General features: G+C 64.8%; 21 protein-coding genes. 11 read left to right on the forward strand and 10 right to left on the reverse strand.

Annotated elements, in window-relative coordinates:
* The first annotated feature begins 323 nt into the window (after positions 1–323).
* The 4 genes from U1739_RS16655 to U1739_RS16670 all read left to right on the forward strand — a co-directional run bounded on the left by U1739_RS16655 (position 324) and on the right by U1739_RS16670 (position 5,801).
* On the forward strand, positions 324–530 hold the full coding sequence (locus U1739_RS16655; RefSeq protein WP_034159288.1) for a cold-shock protein: 207 nt from the start codon (positions 324–326) through the stop codon (positions 528–530).
* Between the two features lie 86 nt (positions 531–616).
* Positions 617–805: a hypothetical protein gene (locus U1739_RS16660; protein WP_332709698.1), complete on the forward strand. Its 189-nt coding sequence runs from the start codon at positions 617–619 to the stop codon at positions 803–805.
* A 61-nt stretch (positions 806–866) separates the two neighbouring features.
* Positions 867–3,002, forward strand: a complete 2,136-nt coding sequence (gene ligA / locus U1739_RS16665) for an NAD-dependent DNA ligase LigA (protein WP_332709699.1) — start codon at positions 867–869, stop codon at positions 3,000–3,002.
* Positions 3,003–3,182: 180 nt separating this feature from the next.
* The gene (locus U1739_RS16670; protein ID WP_332709700.1) at positions 3,183–5,801 is read left to right on the forward strand and encodes a TonB-dependent receptor; all 2,619 of its coding nucleotides are present in this window, start codon (positions 3,183–3,185) and stop codon (positions 5,799–5,801) included.
* 132 nt (positions 5,802–5,933) lie between these two features.
* Here U1739_RS16670 and gorA read toward each other — a convergent pair whose 3' ends face one another.
* Together gorA and pgi are read right to left on the reverse strand one after the other, a co-directional pair.
* Positions 5,934–7,283: a glutathione-disulfide reductase gene (gene gorA / locus U1739_RS16675; RefSeq protein ID WP_332709701.1), complete on the reverse strand. Its 1,350-nt coding sequence runs from the start codon at positions 7,281–7,283 to the stop codon at positions 5,934–5,936.
* Positions 7,284–7,428: 145 nt separating this feature from the next.
* Positions 7,429–8,922, reverse strand: coding sequence for a glucose-6-phosphate isomerase (pgi, locus tag U1739_RS16680; protein ID WP_332709702.1), 1,494 nt, complete (start codon positions 8,920–8,922; stop codon positions 7,429–7,431).
* A gap of 102 nt (positions 8,923–9,024) precedes the next feature.
* Here pgi and lepB point away from each other — a divergent pair, with 102 nt between their 5' ends.
* The 3 genes from lepB to era are packed head-to-tail and all read left to right on the forward strand — an operon-like array spanning position 9,025 to position 11,476.
* Entirely contained in the window at positions 9,025–9,873 is an 849-nt protein-coding gene (gene lepB, locus U1739_RS16685) for a signal peptidase I (protein ID WP_332709703.1), read from the forward strand.
* The gene (gene rnc / locus U1739_RS16690) at positions 9,870–10,562 is read left to right on the forward strand and encodes a ribonuclease III (protein ID WP_332709704.1); all 693 of its coding nucleotides are present in this window, start codon (positions 9,870–9,872) and stop codon (positions 10,560–10,562) included. Before lepB ends, rnc begins: the two co-directional genes overlap by 4 nt.
* Entirely contained in the window at positions 10,559–11,476 is a 918-nt protein-coding gene (era, locus tag U1739_RS16695; protein ID WP_332709705.1) for a GTPase Era, read from the forward strand. The genes rnc and era overlap by 4 nt, the downstream gene beginning before the upstream one ends.
* A 30-nt stretch (positions 11,477–11,506) precedes the next feature.
* Here the strand turns inward: era and U1739_RS16700 are convergent, their stop codons facing one another.
* The 3 genes from U1739_RS16700 to U1739_RS16710 all read right to left on the reverse strand — a co-directional run bounded on the left by U1739_RS16700 (position 11,507) and on the right by U1739_RS16710 (position 13,967).
* Positions 11,507–12,205: an NAD-dependent deacylase gene (locus U1739_RS16700; protein ID WP_332709706.1), complete on the reverse strand. Its 699-nt coding sequence runs from the start codon at positions 12,203–12,205 to the stop codon at positions 11,507–11,509.
* Between the two features lie 37 nt (positions 12,206–12,242).
* Entirely contained in the window at positions 12,243–12,680 is a 438-nt protein-coding gene (locus U1739_RS16705; protein WP_332709707.1) for an acyl-CoA thioesterase, read from the reverse strand.
* Between the two features lie 117 nt (positions 12,681–12,797).
* Positions 12,798–13,967, reverse strand: a complete 1,170-nt coding sequence (locus U1739_RS16710; protein ID WP_332709708.1) for an acetyl-CoA C-acetyltransferase — start codon at positions 13,965–13,967, stop codon at positions 12,798–12,800.
* Between the two features lie 92 nt (positions 13,968–14,059).
* On the opposite strand from U1739_RS16710, the gene U1739_RS16715 reads away from it, so the two are divergent.
* On the forward strand, positions 14,060–14,725 hold the full coding sequence (locus tag U1739_RS16715) for a nitroreductase (RefSeq protein WP_332709709.1): 666 nt from the start codon (positions 14,060–14,062) through the stop codon (positions 14,723–14,725).
* Between the two features lie 135 nt (positions 14,726–14,860).
* Here U1739_RS16715 and U1739_RS16720 read toward each other — a convergent pair whose 3' ends face one another.
* Both U1739_RS16720 and U1739_RS16725 read right to left on the reverse strand, forming a co-directional pair.
* Positions 14,861–15,127 (reverse strand): hypothetical protein, encoded by a 267-nt coding sequence (locus U1739_RS16720; protein WP_332709710.1) that lies wholly within the window; start codon positions 15,125–15,127, stop codon positions 14,861–14,863.
* 212 nt (positions 15,128–15,339) lie between these two features.
* The gene (locus U1739_RS16725) at positions 15,340–16,752 is read right to left on the reverse strand and encodes a DEAD/DEAH box helicase (protein ID WP_332709711.1); all 1,413 of its coding nucleotides are present in this window, start codon (positions 16,750–16,752) and stop codon (positions 15,340–15,342) included.
* A 165-nt stretch (positions 16,753–16,917) separates the two neighbouring features.
* On the opposite strand from U1739_RS16725, the gene U1739_RS16730 reads away from it, so the two are divergent.
* Positions 16,918–17,451 carry a response regulator gene (locus U1739_RS16730; protein WP_332709712.1) on the forward strand — a complete coding sequence of 178 codons (534 nt, stop codon included), beginning with the start codon at positions 16,918–16,920 and terminating at the stop codon, positions 17,449–17,451.
* 57 nt (positions 17,452–17,508) lie between these two features.
* Positions 17,509–18,960, forward strand: coding sequence for a glycosyltransferase family protein (locus tag U1739_RS16735; protein WP_332709713.1), 1,452 nt, complete (start codon positions 17,509–17,511; stop codon positions 18,958–18,960).
* On the opposite strand, the gene U1739_RS16740 is transcribed toward U1739_RS16735, so the two are convergent.
* Genes U1739_RS16740 through U1739_RS16750 form a run of 3 tightly spaced genes read right to left on the reverse strand, consistent with a single transcriptional unit; the run spans position 18,957 to position 21,519 of the window.
* Entirely contained in the window at positions 18,957–20,156 is a 1,200-nt protein-coding gene (locus tag U1739_RS16740) for a glycosyltransferase (protein WP_332709714.1), read from the reverse strand. The genes U1739_RS16735 and U1739_RS16740 overlap by 4 nt on opposite strands.
* Positions 20,157–20,161: 5 nt before the next feature.
* Positions 20,162–20,680, reverse strand: coding sequence for a DUF2141 domain-containing protein (locus tag U1739_RS16745; protein ID WP_332709791.1), 519 nt, complete (start codon positions 20,678–20,680; stop codon positions 20,162–20,164).
* Entirely contained in the window at positions 20,680–21,519 is an 840-nt protein-coding gene (locus U1739_RS16750) for a hypothetical protein (RefSeq protein WP_443025583.1), read from the reverse strand. Before U1739_RS16750 ends, U1739_RS16745 begins: the two co-directional genes overlap by 1 nt.
* A 333-nt stretch (positions 21,520–21,852) precedes the next feature.
* Here U1739_RS16750 and U1739_RS16755 point away from each other — a divergent pair, with 333 nt between their 5' ends.
* Complete coding sequence (locus U1739_RS16755) at positions 21,853–22,968, forward strand: glycosyltransferase (protein ID WP_332709715.1); 1,116 nt, start codon at positions 21,853–21,855, stop codon at positions 22,966–22,968.
* Positions 22,969–22,977: the final 9 nt, after the last annotated feature.

Consider the following 22,977-nt stretch of genomic DNA (forward strand, 5'->3'; position numbering starts at 1 on the left):
ATGATGCGACATTCTCCAAAACATCTGTTATACGCCGGTCACCGCGCGACATTGCCCACAAGCGTCGTACGGCTGAGAGACTTCACGCGCTCCCGCTTGTCAAAGCCCCGGAGCCCTGTTGTCGGCCCCACGATATCCTGCTCGCAGGTAACGGATTACGAGCGATGCTCAGGCGGAAACGTCGTGCACCGTACGCAATCGGGTTGTTTTTCGTACCGTCGTCAGCCTCGGCTGACGATACGACCGCTATCCAAGGCGCCGGCCGAAGCCGGACGGTGCTTTCGGCTTTTCTTCCCGGCTTCATTCTACCCAAGGAAATACCTATGCCGATCGGCACCGTAAAATTTTTCAACGCGGACAAGGGCTATGGCTTCATCGCGCCTGAAGGCGGCGGGAACGACGCCTTTGTGCACATCAGCGCTGTTGAAGCAGCTGGCATGCGCACGCTCGATAAGGAGCAGCGCGTCTCCTACGAGCTGGAGCAGGACCGCCGCGGCAAGATGTCGGCTGTGAACCTCGCTTCTGCGTGATTGATGTCGGCGGGCACCGGAGCGATCCGGTGCCCGCCACTCTTTCAGGTTAGAACACGAGGAGATTTGTCACGAATACCACCGCAATGTTCTATCGCGATCGCGCACGTCAGGCCGAGGCCGACGCCGATTCCGCGACCCTCGACAACGTCCGCGATCGCTGGTCGCGTGCCGCCAAGGCCTGGGACGAGATGGCCACGCGCGCTGAAAAAACAGCCGATCGCCGCGCCGTCAACGAGGAAGCCAAGGCGATGATCGCCGAGGATGACGATTAGACCGTCACGATCGCTTCGGGCGGCTTGATCGCCGCCCTATCCCTCAGCTAGCCATCATCGCATGACCGCTAGCGCCAAACTGCCCGACACCGACGAAGCCGCCGCCACCGAGCTGGCTGCCCTCGCCGCCGAGATTGCGCGGCACAACGCCCTTTATCACACCGAGGACGCGCCGGAGATTTCCGACGCTGCCTATGACGCGCTGACCCGCCGCAATGCCGCGCTGGAAGCGGCCTTCCCGCATCTTGTCCGCGCCGATTCGCCGAGCAGCTCGGTCGGTGCCGCGCCCGCAGGACATCTAGCCAAGGCTACGCATGCGCGGCCGATGATGAGCCTCGACAATGCGTTCAGCGACGACGAGATCGTCGAGTTCGTCGCCCGCGTCCGCCGCTTCCTCCGGCTGACGGAGGACGAACCCGTCGCCCTCACGGCCGAACCCAAGATCGATGGTCTGTCCTGCTCGCTGCGCTATGAACGTAGTGCACTGGTCCAGGCACTGACCCGCGGCGATGGCCAGATCGGTGAGGATGTCACCGCCAATGTTCGCACGATTGCTGACATTCCGCAGACGCTGCCGGACACCGCGCCCGATATTTTCGAGATTCGCGGCGAGGTCTATATGGCCAAGGCCGACTTCGCCCAACTCAACGCTCGCTTGCTGTCTGACGCTGAAGGCACCGGCAAGGAGGCGCGCCAGTTCGCCAACCCGCGCAACGCCGCCGCCGGATCGCTACGCCAGAAGGATGCGGCGGTCACCGCCGCGCGTCCGTTGCGCTTCCTGATGCACGGCTGGGGCGAGGCCAGCACCGTACCGGGCGAAACGCAGGAACAGCTCGTCGCCACGGTGCGCGGCTGGGGCGTGCCCGTGGCCGACGCTTTCACGCGCGTCGAGACGGCCGAGCAGGCGTTGGCCGTCTATCGCGCGATCGAAGCGGGCCGCGCCGACATGCCGTTCGATATCGACGGCGTCGTCTACAAGGTCGATCGACTCGACTGGCAGGCGCGACTCGGCGCGGTCGCGCGCGCCCCGCGCTGGGCCATCGCGCATAAATTCCCCGCCCAACGTGCGCAGACCACGCTCCGCGCGATCGACATCCAGGTTGGCCGCACCGGCGCACTGACCCCGGTCGCTCGGCTCGAACCGGTGACCGTCGGCGGTGTCGTCGTGACAAACGCAACATTGCACAATGCCGACGAGATCGAGCGTCTCGGTGTCCGTCCTGGCGACCGCGTGCTTGTCCAGCGCGCCGGCGACGTCATCCCGCAAATCGTCGAGAATCTCACGCCGGCCGAACCGCGCGATGCCTGGGCCTTTCCGGATCTGTGCCCGGAGTGCCACTCCGCAGCCGAGCGCGAGGAAGGCGAAGTGGTCTATCGCTGCACCGGCGGGTTGATCTGCCCGGCGCAGCGGGTCGAACGGCTGATCCACTTCGTCTCGCGCCACGCCTTCGATATCGAGGGTCTGGGCGCAACGCTGATCGAGGCGTTCTTTACCGACGGGCTGATCGCGTCCCCCGCCGACATTTTCCGCCTGACCGAGGATCAACTCGCCGCGCGCAAGAAGGACGGACAAGTGTGGTCGTCCAACCTGATCAAGGCGATCGACAAGAAGCGCACGATTGCGCTCGATCGTTTCCTCTTTTCGCTGGGCATCCGCCATGTCGGCGAGATCACCGCGCGGGATCTGGCGCGCCGCTATCGTTCGGCCAAGGCGTTGGGCAGCGTGCTGCGTCGCGCCGTCTTCCTGCACAACAGCACGCTTCCCGCGATCGGCGAGCCCGAGCGCAAGTTCGTGCTGCGGCGTGACAAATTGCTCGTCGCGGCGATCGAGACTGCGGGCATCGGCCCGGAGGTCGCCGGCGCGCTGATCGCCTTCTGCGCCGAGCCGCACAACCGCACGGTGGTGTTCGATCTGCTGCGCGAAGTGGCGCCGTCGGACGTGATCCACGAGACTCGCGAATCGCCGGTCAGCGGCAAGACGATCGTGTTCACCGGCACGTTGGAATTGGTCAGCCGCGATGAGGCCAAGGCGCAGGCCGAATCGCTCGGCGCGCGCGTGTCGGGATCTGTCTCGGCCAAGACCGATTTGGTGGTGGCCGGGCCGGGCGCGGGCTCGAAGCTCAAAAAGGCTGCAGATCTTAACATCGAGGTGATCGACGAAGCTGCATGGGTCAGGATCGTCGCCGCCGCAGGCTAATCCTAATGAGCGCGTCACCAAGTTAAGTGATGCTTTTTTGCAACGCAGCAGCAATCGTTGCAACAAACTCTTCCAACGTGACTGTTGTGTCATGTAACCGAAATAATGGGAGCGCAGGGGCCCCTGCAACGGACAACGATCCGCAGGACCGAGCGCGCAGGCTCAAAAGGGAATGTCACCATGAAAACGAAGTATTTTGCGAGCGTGGCCTTCGCTGCGCTCATGTTGCCGGGCGCGGCCTATGCCCAGTCGACCGGTACTGTGGAAGCCGAAGGCGAAGAGATTGTCGTTACCGGCAGTCGCGGGCCGACCACGATCAGCGGCGTTCAAATCCCCGATTCGCCCAAGGCGCGTGCGGTGATCACGCAGGAACTGATTGAGCGTCGCGCACCTGGTCAGACCATTCTTGACACGATCAACCTGATCCCGGGCGTCAGCTTCACTAACAGCGACGCTTACGGTTCGTCGGGCGGCCAAATCCGTATCCGCGGTTTCGATGGTAACCGCATCGCGCTAACCTTCGACGGTATCCCGCTCAACGATTCGGGCAACTACGCAATCTATTCCAACCAGCAGCTCGATCCCGAGCTGATCGAGACCGTCAACGTCAACTTCGGCTCGGCAGATGTCGATTCGCCGACCGCAGCGGCCTCGGGCGGTACGATCAACTATCGCTCGCTGATGCCGACCGACAAATTGAGCGCAACAGCCGTCTATTCGCACGGTACCAACGACATGAACCGCGCCTTCGTGTTGCTTAACACCGGCACGTTCACTTCGTTCGGCACCAAGGCTTGGCTATCTGCCTCTTCGCAACGGTATAACCAGTTCCGGGGCCCGGGCGAGATCTACAAGCAGCAGTATAACGGTAAGATCTATCAGCCGATCGGCAGCAATGGCGACTTCATCTCGATCGCTGCACACTATAATCAGAACCGCAGCAACTTTTACAGCAACCCGAGCTATGCCAATATCCGGTCGCGCCTGACCGGTCTAGAGACACTCCCGGTCGCTGGTGCTGGATCGACGGCATCGAGCGCAAATCCCTACAAGCTCGACCTGAGCAACGAGCGCTACGATTTCGTCTTCGACGATCCTTCCGGCACGTATCGCTATGATGCAACCTGCAACCTGCCCTCGGCCAGCGTCGCGGCAGGCAACGGCACCCAGCAGGACGATCGCTCTTCCTGCGGTAACATCTTTGCAACTGCCTATAATCCATCGAATACGGGCAATATCCGTCTCAACTCGCGTTATGAGCTAAGCGATAAGCTGCTCTTTACGCTTGATGGCGCCTATTCGTATACCCGCGCAAACGGCGGCGGCTCGGCCGTGCTCGCCGAGAGCAATACCAACGCGCTGAACGCTGGCGGCACGGCGGCGAACACCAGTGTCTATCAGTATCAGCTGACGCGCATTGGTGCCGGCACTGCAGCTGCGGTCGACATCAACCGCGATGGAGATACGCAAGATTTCGTCCGGGTGTATTTCCCGTCAAACACGCGCACCAACCGCTACACGGCAATCGCCGGTCTGCGTTATCAGCTCGACGAGGACAACCTGATCCGCATCGCGTATACGTGGGACAGCGCGCGTCACCGCCAGACCGGTGAAGCAAGTCTGCTGGATGCCCATGGCATGCCGCAGGTGCCGTTCGCGGCAGATGGTGATACACGGTATGAGGTGGTTGATGCCGCTGGTAACGTGATCAACAAGCGCAACCGTAAGTCTTACGCGATTCTTCACCAGATTTCTGGCGAATATCGCGGTGAGTTTTTTGACAATAAGCTGAAGGTGGCACTCGGTGTGCGTGCACCGTTCTTTCGCCGTAACCTGAACAACTATTGTTATACGATCGCGGGCCAATCGAACGATGCGTATTGCACGTCGCAAACGCCGGCACAGGTAGCAGCAGTCGACGCCGCGGTGACGGGGGTGCAGCTTGGTGCGCCTTATGCGAAACGGATTAAGAAGTATGACGCGGTGCTGCCTAACGTTGGCGCAACGTTCGCTCTGACATCCGAAATTAGCGCATTTGGCAGCTTCTCCAAGGGCATTTCGGTACCACGGACAGACAACCTGTATGGCTTTGACGATGTGTCGATCACGCCGGTCCAGGCGGTTGAGCCGGAAAAGACCGACTCGTATGATCTTGGCCTGCGTTACTCTTCCAGTTTGATCCAAGCGCAGGTCGCCGCGTGGAAGATCGATTATCAGAATCGTATTATCTCGACGACGACCTTGCTGGAGGGCGGCCAGACCCTGAGCGTTGATCGCAACGTCGGCGACGTACGCAGCAAGGGCATCGACGCCAGCTTGGGTATCCGTCCCAATCGTCATTTCTCGCTGTACAGCTTCGTGTCGTACACCGATGCCAAGCTGCAGGCTGATGCGGTGAACCCGGCTACTGGTGCAGTGATCCTGCCTACCGCTGGCAAGTTCGTCGTGGAAACGCCGGAATGGCAGTATGGCGGCCGGGCGCAGATCGACTTCTCGCCGGTATCGGTCGGCATCCAGGCCAAGCGCACTGGATCGCGTTGGGTAACGGACGTCAACGACCTCAAGGCGGCAGGCTACACCCTGGTCGACCTGGACGCTCGCTTCGATCTTGGCTTTGCCGGGCTTGATCGCACATTCTTCCAGTTGAATGTGTCCAACCTGTTGAAGGAGCGCTATTTCAGCAACTTGTCCACCGCAGGTAATGCCTTCCCGATCGGCACATCGACCAGCACGGGTGCACCGCGCTTCACCTTCGGCGCACCGCGCACGTTCATCGGTTCGGTTCACTTCGAATTCTGATCAACACAAAATGCAAAAAGGGCCGCCGTCCCAATCGGGATGACGGCCCTTTTTACGTTTGTAACTCCGGGCTTAGTGCGGTCCGCCAAGCGGGTGTGGGCAGCGCTCCCCGGGGCCGAGCCCTTAGTAAGCCTAGCGCATCAGCACCAATTCCTCCGCCATCGACGGATGCAGCGCCACCGTCTGGTCGAACGCGTCCTTCGTGAGGCCCGCCTTCACCGCGATCGCCGCCGCCTGCAGAATTTCCGGCGCGTCCGGACCGATCATGTGCAGGCCGAGCACCTTCCCTGTCTCGCTGTCGCAAACCATCTTGTAGAGTGCACGCTCGTTGCGCCCGGCCAGCACGTTCTTCATCGGGCGGAAGTCCGAGGTATAGACCTTGCACGAGCCGAGCTTGTTCTTGGCCTGGCTCTCGGTCAGCCCGACGCCGGCCATCGGCGGATGGCTGAACACGGCGGCCGGGATATTCTCGTAATCGACCCGCGTCGGCTTGCCGCCGAACACGGTGTCGGCGAACGCCTGGCCTTCGCGGATCGCCACCGGGGTCAGTTGCACGCGGTTGGTCACGTCGCCAACCGCATAGATGCTGTCGCAGGTCGAGCGATTGTCCGCGTCGACCACGATCGCGCCCTTGTCGTCGAGCGCGACGGCGGCGCTGGCCAGCCCAAGATTGTCGGTGTTCGGCTCGCGCCCCGTGGCGAACATCACGCAATCCACAGTGATCGGGTCGTGGCCGGACATGCTGACCTGGAGGCAGCCATTGTCGAGTTTTTCGATGCCTTGGAAATCGGCGTGGAAGCGGAATTCGATGCCCTTCATCATCGAGATTTGCAGCAGGCGATCGCGGATCGATTCGTCATAGCCGCGCAGGATCACATCGCTGCGGTTGATCAGCGTGACGTGCGCGCCGAGCTGGTGGAAGATGCCGGCAAATTCATTGGCGATATAGCCGGCGCCCGCGATCAGGATGCGCTTGGGCACGGCGTCGAGATGGAACGCCTCGTTCGACGTGATGCCGAGCTCGGCGCCGGGGCAGTCAGGCACCGATGGCTTGGCACCAGTGGCGATCAGGATGATTTTCGCGCTGACTTCGCGCCCGCCGGCGAGCTTTACGCTATGCGGGCCGGTGACCTCGGCATGTTCGGGGATGATCTCCACATCATGGTTGGTCAGCGTGTTGGTATAGGCGCCGTTGATCCGGTCGACCTCCTCCATCACATTGTCGCGCAGCACCTTCCAGTCGAAGTCATAGGTGTCCGGCACGTTCCAGCCGAAACGCTTGGCGTCCTTCAGATCCTCGGCGAAATGCGCGCCGTAGATCAGTAGTTTCTTGGGTACGCAGCCGCGGATCACGCAGGTCCCGCCGACGCGATATTCCTCCGCCACCGCCACCTTGGCGCCATGCGCGGCGGATACGCGCGCGGCGCGCACGCCACCGGAGCCAGCGCCGATGACGAACAGGTCGTAGTCGTAATCACTCATGATACAGTCTTTCACGCCGAATAAAGAATGCTTCCCCGGCGCAGGCCGGGGCCCAGTCGCGGGCCGGCGGGTAACGGCCGCTGCGCGTCATTACCTCGACCGTCGCAACTGGGCCCCGGCCTCCGCCGGGGAAGCGTAAAGGATGTCAGCCGAACGCCCGCTTGATCAGGTCGTCGGTCGAGGCATCGAAACTCTGCCCACCCTCGACCGCGGCCTTGGCCATTTCCTTGCCCAGCTCGACGCCGAACTGGTCGAACGAATTGATCCCCAGCAGCACGCCGTTGACGAACACCCGGTGCTCGTAAAACGCGATCAACGCGCCCAGTGACCGCGCGTCGAGGTCCTCGAGCAGGATCGTCGAGCTTGGTCGATCGCCCGAATAGCTGCGTGCGGGATCGTCGGTCTGCTTGCCCGCCATCAGCGCGGCACCTTGGGCGAATGCGTTCATCAGCAATTGCCGATGATGCTCGTCACCAAGCGTATCGCCCGGCTCGATGCACGCGACGAACTCGACCGGCACGAGATGCGTGCCCTGGTGCAGCAATTGGAACACGGCATGCTGCGCCTCGGTGCCGACCCCGCCCCAGGTAATCGCCGCGCTCGCCCGCCCGAGCGGCTCGCCATCGATCGTCACGGCCTTGCCGTTCGACTCCATCTCAAGCTGCTGCAGATAGGGCGGCAGCAGCTTGAGCCGCTGATCATAAGCGAAGGTCGCGCGCGTCTCGGCATGGCGCACCTGCGTGTAGTAAAGATCGGCAAAAGCCGCGAGCGCGGGGGCGTTTTCGTGCAGCGCGGTCAGGCGGAAATGGCGGTCCATCTCGGCCGCGCCTTCGAGCAATTCGGCGAAGCAATCCCAGCCCAAGGCTAATGCCGCGGGAAAGCCGATCGACGACCACAAGGAATAGCGTCCACCGACGCTCTCGCTAAACGGCAGGATGCGCGTCTCGTCCACGCCCCATTCCAGCGCCTTGTCGGGGTCGGCGGTCAGCGCGACAACTTTGCCGTACACGTCCGATACGCCATGCTCGGACATCCATTGCAGCACGCTTTGTGCATTGGTCATCGTCTCGGTGGTGGTGAAGGTCTTGGACGCGATCACCAGCAGGGTCGCGTCGGGATCGAAGCGTTTGAACGCATCCTCCAACGCCACGCCATCGATATTGGCGACGATCGCCACGTCATAGCGGTCGGCATCGCGGCCTAGCGCATCGATCAGCAGGTCCGGGCCCAGCGCCGATCCGCCGATCCCGACGTGCAGGATATGCCGCACCGGCCCCAAAGCATCGGCCTCGATCGCATCGATCAACGCGCGCATGCGCGATTGCAGCGCGCGCGCCTTGGCCACTGCCTCTTCCGATCCCTCGCCACGCTCGGCGGTATGCTCGACCGCGCGGCCCTCCGTCACGTTGACCACCTCGCCGGCGAACAGCGCTTCTCGCTTTGCCGCCAACCCTTGCGCTTTGGCCAAGGCGGCAAACGCGGTCACCGCCTCTGCCGTCAGATGCGTCTTGGACCAATCGAAATGCAGCCCCGCCACATCGAGCGAGAAGGTCGCCAGCCGCTCGCTATCGCCCGCGAACAGATCGGTGAGCTTGGGGCTTGGCAGCGCTTCGATCGCGCTCCAGTCGGCAGTCGGCATCGGTCACCTCGGGGTCAAGTTTGTGGCTGTTAGATCGGCGTAGCTGCCACGCGTTACAACCGCCAGCTTGACGCTTGGGTCCCGTCGCCGCAAACCGCGCCAATGTCCGACACCGATACCTTGCTCAGCGAGTCCGCGCCCGCCACGCCGGCGCCCGCAAAGCCGAAATCCGAGACGCGCGAGACGCTGACATTCCTGCTGAAACTGGCCATTGTCGTGCTGATCTTCCGCAGCTTTATCTTCTCGCCCTTCAGCATTCCCAGCGAATCGATGCTACCGCGGCTGCTGATCGGCGACTATCTGTTCATCTCGAAATGGAATTACGGCTATTCCAAGCATTCGCTGCCGTTCAGCGTGCCGTTGATCCCTGGGCGGATTTTCGCCCAGCTCCCGACGCGCGGCGATGTCGCGGTGTTCAAGGCACCGCCGGGCAACCAGGTCGATTATATCAAGCGCGTGATCGGCTTGCCCGGCGACACGATCCAGATGCGTGACGGCCACTTGATCCTCAACGGCGTCGCCGTGCCGAAGGAGCGGGTTGCCGATTTCACCATCCCGTTGACGCCGAATTTCGGACCGCAGGAATGCGGTGCGGCCTATCAGGATACCGACGATAAGGGCCAACCGATCTGCCGCTACCAGCGCTTCCGCGAGACATTGCCCGGCGGGCGCAGCTATGATGTGCTCGATCGCGGCACGACGATTGCCGACGATACCGGCGTATTCGCGGTGCCCGAGGGGCACGTCTTCATGATGGGCGATAACCGTGACGACAGCGCGGACAGCCGCTTCCCGCAAGTCGAGGGCCAGGGCATCGGCATGGTGCCGCTGGAGAATCTCGAGGGCAAGGCTGTGATCGGCTTCTTTTCGACCGATGGCAGCGCCTCCTGGCTGCTGCCCTGGACCTGGTTCACCGCGGCGCGCTGGAGCCGCATCGGGGAAGGCTTTTGAGTCTCAGCCCTGTCGGGACTCTGGGCGACTGGTTGGAGACGATCCTCGGCCATCGCCCGGCCGATCTTGCCCCGTTCGAACGCGCGCTGACGCATGGCAGCCAGGCCAAGGCCAATTACGAGCGGCTCGAATTCCTGGGGGATCGCGTGCTCGGGCTGGTCATGGCCGAATGGTTGTTCACCTTGTTCCCGGGTGAGCCCGAAGGCGCGCTGTCCAAGCGGCTCAACGCGGTGGTCACCGGCGCGGTATGCGCCGATGTCGCGCGTGGCCTGGGTGTGGCGCAGCATCTCAAGCTCGGCAAGCAAGCGCGCGACGACGGCGCGACCGATAGCGACAATGTGCTCGGCGATGTGATGGAGGCGCTGATCGGCGCACTGTATCTTGATGCCGGGCTCGACGCCGCGCGCCACGCCATCCGCACCGCCTGGGGCGACCGCGTGAAGGCGCAGAGCGTGGCGCCGCAACACCCCAAATCGGCGTTGCAGGAATGGGCCGCCGCGCACAACCGCCGCACGCCCGCGTACGACATCGTCCACCGTTCCGGCCCGCATCATGCGCCCCGCTTCACGGTGAAAGCGAGCATCGGCACGCTCGCCGAAGCGAGCGCCGAGGGCAGTTCGAAACAAGAAGCGGAAACCGCCGCCGCCGCCGCCTTGCTGGCGACGCTGACCAACGGAAGCAAGAAATGACCGACGCAACGCAGAACTCAGGGGGCCAACATTGCGGCCTGATCGCCATTCTGGGCGCGCCCAATGCCGGCAAGTCGACGCTGGTCAATGCGCTGGTCGGGCAGAAGGTGGCGATCGTCAGCCCCAAGGCGCAAACGACCCGCGTGCGCCTGATGGGCGTGGCGATCGAGGGCGACACGCAATTGCTGCTGGTCGATACGCCCGGCATCTTCGAGCCCAAGCGGCGGCTCGATCGCGCGATGGTGTCCGCCGCCTGGGGCGGCGCGGAGGGCGCGGATATCCTGGCGCTGGTGGTCGATGCCAAGGGTGGGCTCGGTTCGAAAGTCACCGCCATCGTCGAGAGCATCGCCGGGCGCAGCGAACCGAAGTACCTCATCCTCAACAAGGTTGATCTCGCCGACAAGGCCAAGCTCCTCGTTCATGCCGAGAAATTGAACGCGCTGGTGCCGTTCCAGGAAACCTTTTTCGTCAGCGCGACGACCGGCGACGGCCTCGCCGATCTCAAGGCGCATCTGGCCAAGGCCATGCCTGAAAGCCCGTGGCATTATCCTGAGGACCAGGTGTCCGACGCGACCGAGCGTAGCCTGGCCAGCGAAGTCACTCGCGAACAGCTCTATCTCCAGCTCCACGCCGAACTGCCGCAATCGAGCGCGGTCGAAACCGAGCAATATAACGAGCGGCAGGATGGGTCGCTCGAAATCCACCAGCAGATCCTGGTCGAACGCCCGACTCAACGCGCGATCGTGCTCGGCAAGGGCGGGACCCGCATCAAGGAAATCGGCGCCCGCGCCCGCGCCGAGCTAAGCAGCATCATGGGCCGCCCGGTGCACCTCTATCTGCACGTCAAAGTGAAGCCAGGCTGGGACGAAGAACGCGACGTGTATCGCGACATGGGGTTGGACTGGGTCGACTGACCTTTCATTCCTCCCCGTTCTGGGGAGGAATTAGGCGAGCACCTCTTCCACCCATTCCGGCACCACAACGCCAGCCGCCCCCAGCCGCACCTCATCGAAAAATACGCTTCCGGCCGAAGGCTCCAAATTCAGCTCCAGCGTCCGCGCGCCATAATATCGCGCGGTCTGCACGAACCCTGCCGCGGGATATACCGCGCCCGACGTGCCGATTGACACGAACAGATCGCAGTCCTTCACCGCCGCCTCGATCCGCCCCATGTCGTACGGCAACTCCCCGAAGAACACGATATCCGGGCGCACCGCCGCCGTTCCGCAGGCGTCGCATACGGTCCCCGGCGGCATCGTTCCCTCAAAGGGGCGACGGTCGCCGCACGCCGCACACAGCGCCGATTTCAGCGCGCCATGCATATGCAGCAGGCGCCGGGCCCCGGCGCGTTCGTGGAGGTCATCGACATTTTGCGTCACGATCAACAGCTGGCCTGGCCAGGCCGCATCGAGCCGCGCCAGCGCGCTATGCGCGGCATTGGGCACGACGCCGGCCAGCGCGGCACGGCGGGTATCGTAGAAACGATGCACTAAGACGGGATCGTCATCCAGAGCCTCCGGCGTGCACACGTCCTCCACGCGGTGGCCCTCCCATAGCCCGCCCGGGCCGCGGAACGTGGCGATGCCGCTTTCGGCGGAGATGCCCGCGCCGGTGAGGATAACGATGTTTTCGATCTCGCGCATGGCGGCGATATAGGCCTGCGCCTGAGCGAGAACGAGCCTATTCGCCGATGCGGATCACGCGGTTCGCTTCCAGCCCGGCGCGGAAATCTTCCGCCAGCGAGGTCGCGCCGCCGCCGCCGCTCATCACGATCACCGCGTCGCACGTGGCGATACACTCGTCCTTCTGGAAGCCGGCGGCGAGGATCTGCCAGCTGCGCGTGCCGACCTGGCCGATGCCGGTGCTAATCTCGACATCGTCGGGGAAGAAGCTCTCGGCGAGATAGTTGAGGTTGATGTTGGCGACCAGCCAGCGGTGCCCATGCCACCCGGCCAGCCCCATTGCGCGGTTGAAGCGGACGCGTGCCGTTTCGAACAATCCCGCCATTGCGACATTGTTGATATGGCCAAGCGGATCGAGATCCTGGAAACGAGTCTGGATCGTCGTGCGGTGCGGATAGGTGGCGGGGTCGAGCCGCCATGCTTCGGGTCTGGCCATGATCTGTCCCTGTACCGTCATCCCAGCGAAGGCTGGGATCGTCGTGGGGCGGGCGGATCGCACGCCTCCCTCAGATTCCAGCCTGCGCTGGGGTGACGTGTTATATTACTGTGCGCGTTACAATCGCTCGATGATCGTCACATTAGCGAGCCCACCGCCTTCGCACATCGTCTGCAGCCCGTAGCGGCCGCCACGTTTATGCAGCGCATGGACCAATGTCGCCATCAGCTTGGTGCCGGACGCACCGAGCGGATGGCCGAGCGCGATCGCCCCGCCATTGACGTTGAGCTTGGCGTGATCGCCGCCGGTATGGCGCAGCCAGGCGAGCGGGACGGGGGCAAACGCCTCGTTGACCTCGTACAGGTCGATATCCTGGATGTTCAGCCCAGCGCGCTTGAGCGCCTTGTCGGTCGCGAATAACGGCTCTTCCAGCATGACGACCGGATCGCCGCCAGTGACGGTGAGGTTGTGGATCCGCGCCAGCGGCGTCAGGCCATGCTCCTTCAGCGCGCGTTCGCTCACCACCAGGACGGCGGAGGCGCCGTCGCAGATCTGGCTGGCATTGGCGGCGGAGATCACTCCGCCTTCCTGCAGCAATTTGACCGAGTGGATCCCTTCGAACGTCGCGTCGAAGCGGATGCCTTCGTCGGTCAGGTGGCGTGCCTCGCCCTCCGGCGTCTCGATCTCGAGCCCGACGATTTCGTCGCGAAAGTCGCCACGTTCGGTCGCCGCGGCCGCGCGGCGGTGCGATTCAAGCGCGTATTGATCGAGCTGGTCGCGCGTGAAGCCGTATTTGTCGGCGATCATCTGCGCGCCAGCGAACTGGCTGAACTGCACGCCGGGGTAGCGCGCTTCCTGCCGCACGGATTTGGACGAGCCGAGGCCGGCCTTGGCGAAGAGCATGCCGGTCGAGCCCATCGGCACGCGGGTCATCGATTCGACGCCGGCGGCGATCACCACGTCCTGCGTGCCGGACATCACCGCTTGTGCGGCGAATTGGATCGCCTGCTGGCTCGAGCCGCATTGCCGGTCGATCGACACGGCCGGCACGCTTTCAGGGAGCTTGGAGGCAAGCACCGCGCCGCGCCCGACCTGGAAGCCCTGTTCGCCGCCCTGGCTGACGCAGCCCATGATCACATCTTCGATACTGGCGGGATCGATCCCGGTGCGGTCGACGATCGCATCGAGCACCGCGCCGCCCATGTCGGCGGGGTGCCAGCCGGCGAGTTTCCCGCCGCGTTTGCCGCCGGCGGTGCGCACGGCTTGGACGATATAGGCTTCGGCCATTTCGACTCTCCCAATCAGTTCTTCTTTGCAACCTCTCTTGCCCAATCCCGCGCGCTGGGCAAGGGTTTGGTCACCATGTCAGGAGCGGATCGATGAATGTCACGCAAGCCGTAGCGGCACGACGGTCGGTTCGTGGATTTCTCGAGTCGCCGGTCGATCCGGCCGTGCTGCGCGAGATTGCGGTAAAGGCGGCGCGCGCGGCGACCGGGGGCAATCTGCAGCCCTGGCATATCGATCTCGTCTCGGGCGCGCCGTTGGCCGACTTGAAGATGCGGGTGATGGCCAAGCTGATGGCGGGAGAAACCGAGACGCCGGCGTACGACATTTATCCGCGCGAACTGACCGCCCCGTATCGCGACCGGCGTTTTGGCGTGGGCGAGGCGATGTATGCTGCGATCGGCATTCCCCGCGAGGACAAGCACGCCCGCCGCGCTTGGTTCGCACGCAACTTCCAGTTTTTCGGCGCGCCATCGGCCTTGTTCTGCACGGTCGATCGGTGGATGGGGCCGCCGCAATGGGCCGATCTCGGCATGTATCTGCAGACTGTCATGCTGCTGGCGGTCGAGGCAGGGCTGGCGACGTGCGCGCAGGAATGCTGGGCGGTATATCCCGAGACGGTGACGACGTTCCTGGGCACGCCGGCTGAGCGAATGCTCTTTTGCGGCATGGCGATCGGTTATGAGGATGTGGAGGAGCCGGCCAACCGGCTGCGCTCGGCGCGCGCGCCGGAGGCAGAGTGGCTGACCGAGCGGCTATAATTCCTCCCCGGGACGGGGAGGGGGGCCACGAAGTGGTGGAGGGGCAGCCAAGCGGCGTTACGTTTGGGGCTGCCCCTCCACCACCAGCCTGAAGAAGGCTGGCGGTCCCCCTGTCCCGTTGGGGGAGGAATTAGGTCACAGCACCACTGCCGGCATCTCCGCCTCGTGGATCGCGGCCAGGATCATGCGTTCCCACACCGCCAGATCGCCGGCGGCGGCCATCGCCTCGGAGGGTTCCCGCATCGTTCTCAGCACGCACAGCGCATCGGGCAAATGATCGCGCCATTGCCGATCGACCAGATCGCTGGCGGAGGCATTGTCGCCGTCGCCATTGGCGCTGACCAGCATGCCAGTGAGCACGCGCGCAATGCGCTCGACGGCGGGGGTGTGGGCGATGTCCATTGCGGGGCTCCTCCGGGGTTGTGGAGAAGAACATATCGGAGGTGGTCTGTATCCCCTAATTCCTCCCCCAGCGTGCTGAGGGAGGGGGACCACTCGGCTTCTTCAGCCGAGTGGTGGAGGGGTTCTGCTACCAGGGTTTACGCATCGGCGGCCTACCCCTCCGTCTCGCTTCGCGAGCCACCTCCCCGAGACAGCTCGGGGAGGAATTAAGGTCAGCCAGCCGGCGAGCGACGGCCACCGCCACCGCCGCCGCCATTCCCCGAACCCTGGCGACGCGGGCCGCCGGCCGGGCGACCGGCATTGCCGCCGGGACGGCCGGGGCCACCCGGACGCGCACCGCCAGCCGGACGGCCAGCGCCGCCAGCAGGACGTTCACCCGTCGGGCGCGCCGCATGCGTCGCGCGCGGCGGCGCACGGTGGCGACCGCTCTCGTCACGGCGACGATCGTCGTCGGCGCCGGCCGGGCGGGCCGCCTTGATCTTGGCGGCTTCGTTCTGGAAGCCTTCCGGCAGCGGTAGCGCGGTCGGCTTGACGCGGGTCAGCTTCTCGATGTCGCGCAGGTATGGACGCTCATCATCCGCCACGAAGCTGATCGCCACGCCCGATGCGCCGGCACGCGCGGTGCGGCCGATGCGGTGGACGTACTGCTCGGGCACGTTGGGCAGTTCGAAGTTGAACACATGGCTGACGCCCGACACGTCGATGCCGCGGGCGGCGATGTCGGTCGCGATCAGCACCTTGACCTTGCCCGATTTGAATTCGGCCAAAGCGCGTTCGCGCTGCGGCTGGCTCTTGTTGCCGTGGATCGCATTGGCCGGAATGTCGGCATGGCCGAGCAATTTCACGACACGGTCGGCGCCATGCTTGGTGCGGGTGAACACCAGGCAACGCTCGATTTCCGGGTTGCGCAGATGGATGGTCAGCAGCGCCTGCTTTTCCGATTGGTTGACGTGCGTGGCGAACTGATCGACGCGCTCTGCCGTGGTCGAGACCGGCGCGACCTTGACGGTCGCCGGATCCTTCAGGAACTGGTCGGCCAGTTCGCGGATCGAATTCGGCATCGTCGCCGAGAAGAACAACGTCTGGCGCTGCTTGGGCAGCATGCGGACGATTTTCCGAAGCGCATGGATGAAGCCCAGATCGAGCATCTGGTCGGCTTCGTCGAGGACGAGGATTTCCAGCATGGCAAGGCTGACGAAACGCTGCTCGATCAGATCGAGCAGGCGGCCTGGCGTGGCAACGAGGATGTCAACGCCGCGTGCCATGTCCTGGCGGTTCTTGTTGATGCTGGTGCCGCCGAACACGGTCGCGACCGACATCTTGCTGAACTTGCCATAGTCACGCGCGCTGTCGGCGATCTGGCTGGCCAGTTCGCGCGTCGGCGCGAGCACGAGCATACGGCAATGCGTCGGATGGACCTGCTTGGGCGCCTCGACCATGCGCTGGATCGACGGCAGCACGAAGGCCGCGGTCTTGCCGGTGCCGGTCTGCGCGATGCCGAGCAGGTCGCGGCCCTGCAGCAAGGTCGGGATCGACTGCTGCTGGATCGGGGTGGGGGTGGTATAGCCCTTGGCTTCGAGCGCGCGGACCAGGGGTTCGGCAAGGCCGAGTTGTGCGAAATTCATGGGGAGTAATAGCCTGATGGGCCATCGGCGCACGCCGCTGGAGCGGACGCACGAATGGCGGGGGAGTGTGACACCCCGCGTGAAATGGGAAGTCTGTTTGCAAACAACCGAAGCGGAGCCGGACACAAGTCCAATCACGCTGCATGACGCCTCGATAAGCGACATATGCATGCTGCGCTGCAAAATGTCAACCGCGTAACGATCCGCGTGTCGCCCGCTCTGGGGCAGCGCGCGGACCTGATGCACATTGTAAATGGCCCTTTAACGTACGTTAGGGCAAGAAAGGATGTTTGGTTTACGCCATGTCAATATTGCGGTCGGCACATTGACGCGGACTGGGAGCAACCTGTGTGCCATGTCCTGATCATTGAAGACGAAGCGCTGATCGCTCTCGATCTGCAGGATATTCTGATGGCAACCGGGGCCAGCACCTTCGCGTTCGCCGAGACCGAGCAGGAAGCGATCGACGCGGCGCGCCTGCAGCGTCCCGATGTCATCACCTCGGATGTGATGCTGCGCGAAGGATCCGGGCCCAAGGCAGTTGAGACGATACTCGGTGAAATGGGGCCGCTGCCGGTGATCTTCATCACCGCTACGCCGCATGCGTGCATCACCTGCCTGCCGCCTGTCTGCATCTTGTCCAAGCCGGTGTCCGATGCCGCGGTGCGGCGGGCTTTTCGAGCCGTGACCCCGCACTAACGGGCGGCACGCGCGAAAACGCTCGACTTGCGGTCGTCCGCTCGGGAAAGGAGCGCGATGCAGCGCCTTCATCTGTCCCCCGCGTCGTGGTTCGCCTTGCTGACACTGGCGTTCGTCGCGCTCGCGCTGGTCCGGCCGCTGGATCATGACGAGAGCCAATATGTCGCCGCGGCAGTGCTGGTCGCGCACGGCCACTTTCCTTACCGCGACTTCGCGTATCTGCAGACGCCGTTGCAGCCCTTGCTGTTCGCGCCGCTGGCCCTCGTGTCCGGCGTGTTCGCCTGGCCGGCATTGCGGATCGTCAACGCGCTGCTGGGCGCGCTGGCGGTCGCCGGCGTCTACCGCGCCGCGCGCGCCGGTGGCGCCGCCGCGCGCCCGGCGCTGCTCGCCAGCGGTCTGTTCGCGTGCTGCGATATCCTGCTGTTCAGCATCGGCACCGCGCGCAACGATGCGCTGCCGGTCGCCTTGCTGTGCGCCGCGCTGCCGCTGGTGGTGCAAGCGGGCAATGATCGCGGGACAAGATGGAGCGCGCTGCTGACCGGACTGTTGCTGGCCGGCGCTGCAGCCGCAAAAGTCTCTTATGCGCTGCCGGCGCTGGCGTACGGGCTCTATGCGCTGATCGACCGGAGTCACCGTCCTGCATGGCTGGCGCTCGGGGCCGTGCCGATGATCGCCTTGGTGCTCGGCTGCTACCTTCTTGCACCCGCCGGCTTCCTGTTCGGCACGCTCGATTTTCCGGCCCGCGCCCCGGATGAATATTACCGCGCGATCGGCAAGGCATGGAAACTCGGTTGGGGCGTGAAGGCGCTCGACACGCTCAAATTCCTCGCGCTCGGGCCGGCCCTGCTGTGCCTCGCGCTGGCCAGCCGGTTTCGCTGGCGTGCGCGGGGCGGGCGGGCGATCGACTGGATGCTGTGGGGCGGGATCCTTGCCGCCCTATTGCCCGCGCCGACCTGGCGGCAATATCTGCTGCCGATGCTGCCGATGATCTTCGTGCGGCTGGCGATCGGTTGGCAGGTCGCGCCGCCGGGTCGGCGCACGCGCATCGCGCTGGTGGTGGTGGCCTGCGCCGGGCTCGCGCCGTCGATCGAGGCCGTGATGCGTGCGCTACCGGGTGTGCCGATGGTCACCGCGATGCGCGAAAGCGGCAAGCTGCGCGCCGCGCTTGACCGTGCGGACGTGACCGGTCCGATCGCAACGGTGTCGCCACAATTTCTGCCCGCAACCGGGCGGCTGCCCGATCCGCGCTTTGCCACCGGCCCGTTCTACTTTCGCAGTCACGGTCTGCTCGACGCGGGGCAAGAGGTCACCACCCAAGTCATCGCGCGCGCTACGCTCGGCGGGCATTTCATCCGCCCGCCCGCGGCGATCGTCACGGGAGGCGAAGGGCCGTGGACCAGCGGCGACGCGGCGCTCGATCGCGTGCTTGAGGATTGGGCGCGGGGCCAGGGCTGGCGTCAGGTGCCGGTCGCTAGCGATCGCTTCCGGCTCTACGTCCCGTCGCGCTAGGCCGCCGCCGCCATGCCGCCGCGTTTCGCTGCGACCAGACCGGCATAATAACGCATCAGATCCTCGGTATGCTCGCGATCGCTGCGCACCCGCCCGGCCGCGACACGCGCGGCGCGGCGTAGCAGGATCTGGTCGCGCGCGAACAGACGCTGGATCGCCGCCGCGCAAGACGCGGGATCGCGCGCGGTATAGACTTCCGAACAATGCGGATCGACGATCTCCGCGCAACCGCCGGTGTCCGGGCTGATCAACGGCAAGCCGGCCGCCATCGCCTCCGACGCGACAAGGCCGAACGGCTCGGCTTCGCTGCCATGGACCAAAGCGTCGCAGCTGGCGAGGATGCGGGCGAGGCGTTCACGGTCGTACACGGGTTCGAACAGACGTATATGGGGAGATCCGGCGATGCGTTTTTCGATCCGTCGGCTGTCGACGCCGGTGCCGAGCAGGATCAGCCCGACCGGAAGACTGGTACCGGCCTGCGTTACCGCGTCGGCGACCAGATCCCAGCGTTTCTCGGGGTGATGCCGCCCCAGACCGAGCAAAAGGTGCCCCTCGGGCGGTAAATCGCATTGTGCGAGCAACGCGGCGCGCAAGGCTTCGTCGCGATAATCGGGTGAGAAATGGCCGCGCTCGATGCCCAGCGGCATGGCCACGTCGATGCGCACGCCGCGCGCGCGCAGCCGTTTTTCCAGCGCCGGGCCGTTCGTGACGACGGAATCGAAATTATCCAGAAAGCGGCTCATATATCGGCTGTACCAGGCAAACGCCCGCTCGATCCGATCCTGCGGTGCCAGCGTCTCGAACCAGCGCAGCGCATAGGCTGCGACATTGTCGTTGTGCATGAAGAACACCCGCGCCACGTCATGCCCCGGTTTTGGCTGCCATTGCCCGACGATCCAGGCCGGGCGCCACGGCGACGAGGTCTCGACGAGATCGGGGCGCAATTCGTCGAGCAGCCGAACGATCGGCGCGGCGTCCCAGAACAGGCCGTAATTCTGATCGAACGGCAGCCGCGACGCCTTGACGTAGATGATCCGCCCGCCGCCCGGTCGCTCCTCGACATGGTCCTCACGCCCCGCCGCGATGACGATCAATTCGTGGCCGAGATCGGCCATCAACCCCATCTTGCGATCGATATAGGTGCGGACCCCGCCGCCGGTCGGCGAATAGAATTCGTTGACGTCGACGATGCGCATCGCGGTCACCCGATCTTGAGCGGTGCGAAGCCGGCGAGGCCGCGCAGATATTGCAACCGGATCGCGGTCGTGGTCACGCCGCGTGGCACATCGATGATCGCCTGTTCAAGCTTCGGCCTGGTGCGACCGAGCTTGGCGTTGCTCGGAAAGCCCGCGCCATCGGTCCAAAAATTGAACTTATTCTTGCCGTCGCGGTCATGCGTGAGCAGCAAGGCATAGCGGCCTGGTTGCGGCACGCTGATGCACAAGGAGATCGGCCCGCCGGGCGGCGTGGCGACGCGGATACGGCGGAAGGTCTTGCCCTGCCGATGCAGATCGCGATCGTCCTTGAGGAAATCCGCCGTCGTCGCGGGATAGAGTTCGAGCTTCAGGCCGCCGGTGCGATCCTTCAGCCCGACGATATCGACACGGATCGCCGGGCCGCCGCTGCGACAGGCCCCGGCATCCTCGCCCAGCATGGCGCCCATTGCCGGCGTCGCGAGCGGCAGACCGGCCAGCGCCAGCGCAATCCCCCAGCGGCGCATCACGCCGCCTTCCTGACCAGGCCGTGCAGGCCGAATATCGCGATCAGGACGACGTGATACAGCAGCATAAGCGCGGCGGTGAAGGCGATCAGCTCCGACAATGCCTGATCCTGCCCGATCACCAGGATCGCGAACGTGGCAAATAGCAGATCCTTGTTGGGCACCAGCGGCAGTCGCGAGACAAGCAAGCGCGCCGCAGCGAGGAACAGCCACATGCCGATCGGCACGCTGGGCAGCGCGAAATGCCAGGCGATCGCGATCAGCGTCGATCCCGCGATCAAGCGCAGGCAATGCACCATGAACACCCACCACAAGCTGCCGCGCGGCAGCGAGAATACCCGGCGCGAGAAAACCAGGAACGGCAGCGACGTACCCAGCACGACCAGCACCGATCCGGCGATTTCCGGGACATAGCCGGAGGCGTGCAGCAAGTGGTAACCGAGCGGCAGCGCCACCGCGATCATCGCCAAGGTGATGGCGTTGCCGGCGATGGCCGAGAGGATGCTGACATCTTTAACGGCACCGAACGGCGCCGCCACCATATGCGATCGGGCACGCGCCCAAGCATAGAAATAGGCCTCGCCGGAATAGCCGACCACCACTTCGTTGGCGATGCGCTTCTTGAGCAAGGCGATCATGCCGCCGATCAGCGGAATGCCCCATAGCCGGCGGAAAATGATCCAGTCGCCGGTCGGCGGCGAGAAATAGAGCAAGGTGAAGGCGACGTAGAACCAGGGGCTGTCCGGCACGGCGCGGTGCAACCCGGCGAGCCCTGAGCCGAGCAGTTCGCGACCCAAGCCGATGACCATTGCGACGGTGACCAGCGCGCCGATGATCATTGGCCAGCGGCTGCGGATCGTCTGTAACGGCTTAAGGCCGGCAATATCCGATGCGCGGGGAATCGGGGTGTCCCTGATGATACTCGTCCCGCTACCAGACTGTGCTATTTCCACTGGGAAAGACCATTCGCTGTTAATGCCGATGTGCCCCCACACCGTGCGCGCCCGTGAATCCCCGGTTTAGCATCGCCGTTGCGTGAGACGATGTGTTCGGTCGCCAATGACGAAGAAATATGTCTCCCGGATGACATCGCGCGCTGCGGGCGACCGATCGGGGCAAAGTCGCGGGCGGCGGGGCTTCCCTTGATGGCGCGCGGCGTTAGGGCGGGGGGCATGTCCGCCGCCCGCCATATCCTGAGCTATGCCGAAACGTGGCGCGGCGGCGGCGTCGAGCGCGCGCAATTGCGCTTGGCGCGCGGCTGGATCGCGGCCGGGCGGCGCGTGACGCTGGTGATCGGCGATAGCAGCGGGCCGCTCGCCGCCGAGGCGCCCGACGGGCTGGAGATCGTGACGGCCGGCACCAGCGGGATGCGCCGGTTGACGGCGGCGCTGCCGGCGCTGGTGCGCGCACGGGCACCGGATGTGATCTTCTGCCCGGGCAATCATTACACTGGTGCGGCGGCATGGCTGCGGTTGCGGCTGGGCTGGGATTGCCCGCCGATCATCGCCAAAGTGTCGAACGCGCTGGTGCGGACGGATCAATCGGTCGCCGTGGCGGCTGGCTATCGCGCGTGGCTGCGACTGCACGGGCATTTCCTCACGCGGGTCGTGGCGATGACGCCGGCCATGGCGGATGAGGCGGCGGCGACCATGTGCCTGCCGCCAGCGCGGCTACGGGTGATCGCCAATCCGCCCGCCACGACGATGGCGGGTGCTGGGCTGCCGCCCTTGCCGCCGGGACGCTTCCTGCTCGGCGTGGGTCGGTTGGCGCCGCAAAAACGCTGGGACCGACTGATCGCCGCGCTGCCGCTGCTTGTTGATGAAGACGTCACGCTGGTGATCATCGGGGAGGGGGCGGAACGGCCCGCGCTGGAGGCGCAGGTCGCGGCGCTCGGGCTGGCGAATCGCGTCTTCCTGCCCGGCCACGCACCGGATCCTTTGCCGGTGATCGCGCGCGCCGCCGTTCTGGCGCTGGTATCCGACTTCGAAGGCGTGCCCGGCGTGCTGCGCGAGGCGCTGTCGCTCGGCACGCCGGTGGTGGCGAGCGACTCGAGCGTGGCGGTGCGCGAGATCGTGACATCGCCCGAGATGGGCGCGGTGGTGGCAGTCGGCGATGCGGCGGGGCTGGTGGCGGCGCTGGATCAGTGGCTGACGCCGGGACGCCCTCGGCCCGCACCGGTGCCGCAGCCGGGCGAGAATGCGGCGGTGGAGTATCTCGCGCTGTTCGACGAGCTTGTGCTCACGTCTGCTGCCCGGGCGACGGGGGCCTGGTCGAGAAAGTCTCTGTAACGGGGCGCG

It is taken from the genome of Parasphingomonas puruogangriensis, from assembly GCF_036663635.1.
Taxonomy (GTDB): Bacteria; Pseudomonadota; Alphaproteobacteria; order Sphingomonadales; family Sphingomonadaceae; genus Sphingomonas.

Coding starts and splice junctions, on each gene's coding strand:
- U1739_RS16730 (WP_332709712.1), top strand. CDS start 16,918: ATGCATGCTGCGCTGCAAAATGTCAACCGCGTAACGATCCGCGTGTCG.
- U1739_RS16710 (WP_332709708.1), bottom strand. CDS start 13,967: ATGGCCGAAGCCTATATCGTCCAAGCCGTGCGCACCGCCGGCGGCAAA.
- U1739_RS16720 (WP_332709710.1), bottom strand. CDS start 15,127: ATGGACATCGCCCACACCCCCGCCGTCGAGCGCATTGCGCGCGTGCTC.
- gorA (WP_332709701.1), bottom strand. CDS start 7,283: ATGAGTGATTACGACTACGACCTGTTCGTCATCGGCGCTGGCTCCGGT.
- era (WP_332709705.1), top strand. CDS start 10,559: ATGACCGACGCAACGCAGAACTCAGGGGGCCAACATTGCGGCCTGATC.
- U1739_RS16745 (WP_332709791.1), bottom strand. CDS start 20,680: ATGCGCCGCTGGGGGATTGCGCTGGCGCTGGCCGGTCTGCCGCTCGCG.
- U1739_RS16705 (WP_332709707.1), bottom strand. CDS start 12,680: ATGGCCAGACCCGAAGCATGGCGGCTCGACCCCGCCACCTATCCGCAC.
- U1739_RS16750 (WP_443025583.1), bottom strand. CDS start 21,519: ATGATCATCGGCGCGCTGGTCACCGTCGCAATGGTCATCGGCTTGGGT.
- U1739_RS16755 (WP_332709715.1), top strand. CDS start 21,853: ATGTCCGCCGCCCGCCATATCCTGAGCTATGCCGAAACGTGGCGCGGC.
- U1739_RS16655 (WP_034159288.1), top strand. CDS start 324: ATGCCGATCGGCACCGTAAAATTTTTCAACGCGGACAAGGGCTATGGC.
- U1739_RS16715 (WP_332709709.1), top strand. CDS start 14,060: ATGAATGTCACGCAAGCCGTAGCGGCACGACGGTCGGTTCGTGGATTT.
- U1739_RS16725 (WP_332709711.1), bottom strand. CDS start 16,752: ATGAATTTCGCACAACTCGGCCTTGCCGAACCCCTGGTCCGCGCGCTC.
- U1739_RS16700 (WP_332709706.1), bottom strand. CDS start 12,205: ATGCGCGAGATCGAAAACATCGTTATCCTCACCGGCGCGGGCATCTCC.
- U1739_RS16670 (WP_332709700.1), top strand. CDS start 3,183: ATGAAAACGAAGTATTTTGCGAGCGTGGCCTTCGCTGCGCTCATGTTG.
- ligA (WP_332709699.1), top strand. CDS start 867: ATGACCGCTAGCGCCAAACTGCCCGACACCGACGAAGCCGCCGCCACC.
- U1739_RS16660 (WP_332709698.1), top strand. CDS start 617: ATGTTCTATCGCGATCGCGCACGTCAGGCCGAGGCCGACGCCGATTCC.
- lepB (WP_332709703.1), top strand. CDS start 9,025: ATGTCCGACACCGATACCTTGCTCAGCGAGTCCGCGCCCGCCACGCCG.
- pgi (WP_332709702.1), bottom strand. CDS start 8,922: ATGCCGACTGCCGACTGGAGCGCGATCGAAGCGCTGCCAAGCCCCAAG.
- U1739_RS16735 (WP_332709713.1), top strand. CDS start 17,509: ATGCAGCGCCTTCATCTGTCCCCCGCGTCGTGGTTCGCCTTGCTGACA.
- U1739_RS16740 (WP_332709714.1), bottom strand. CDS start 20,156: ATGCGCATCGTCGACGTCAACGAATTCTATTCGCCGACCGGCGGCGGG.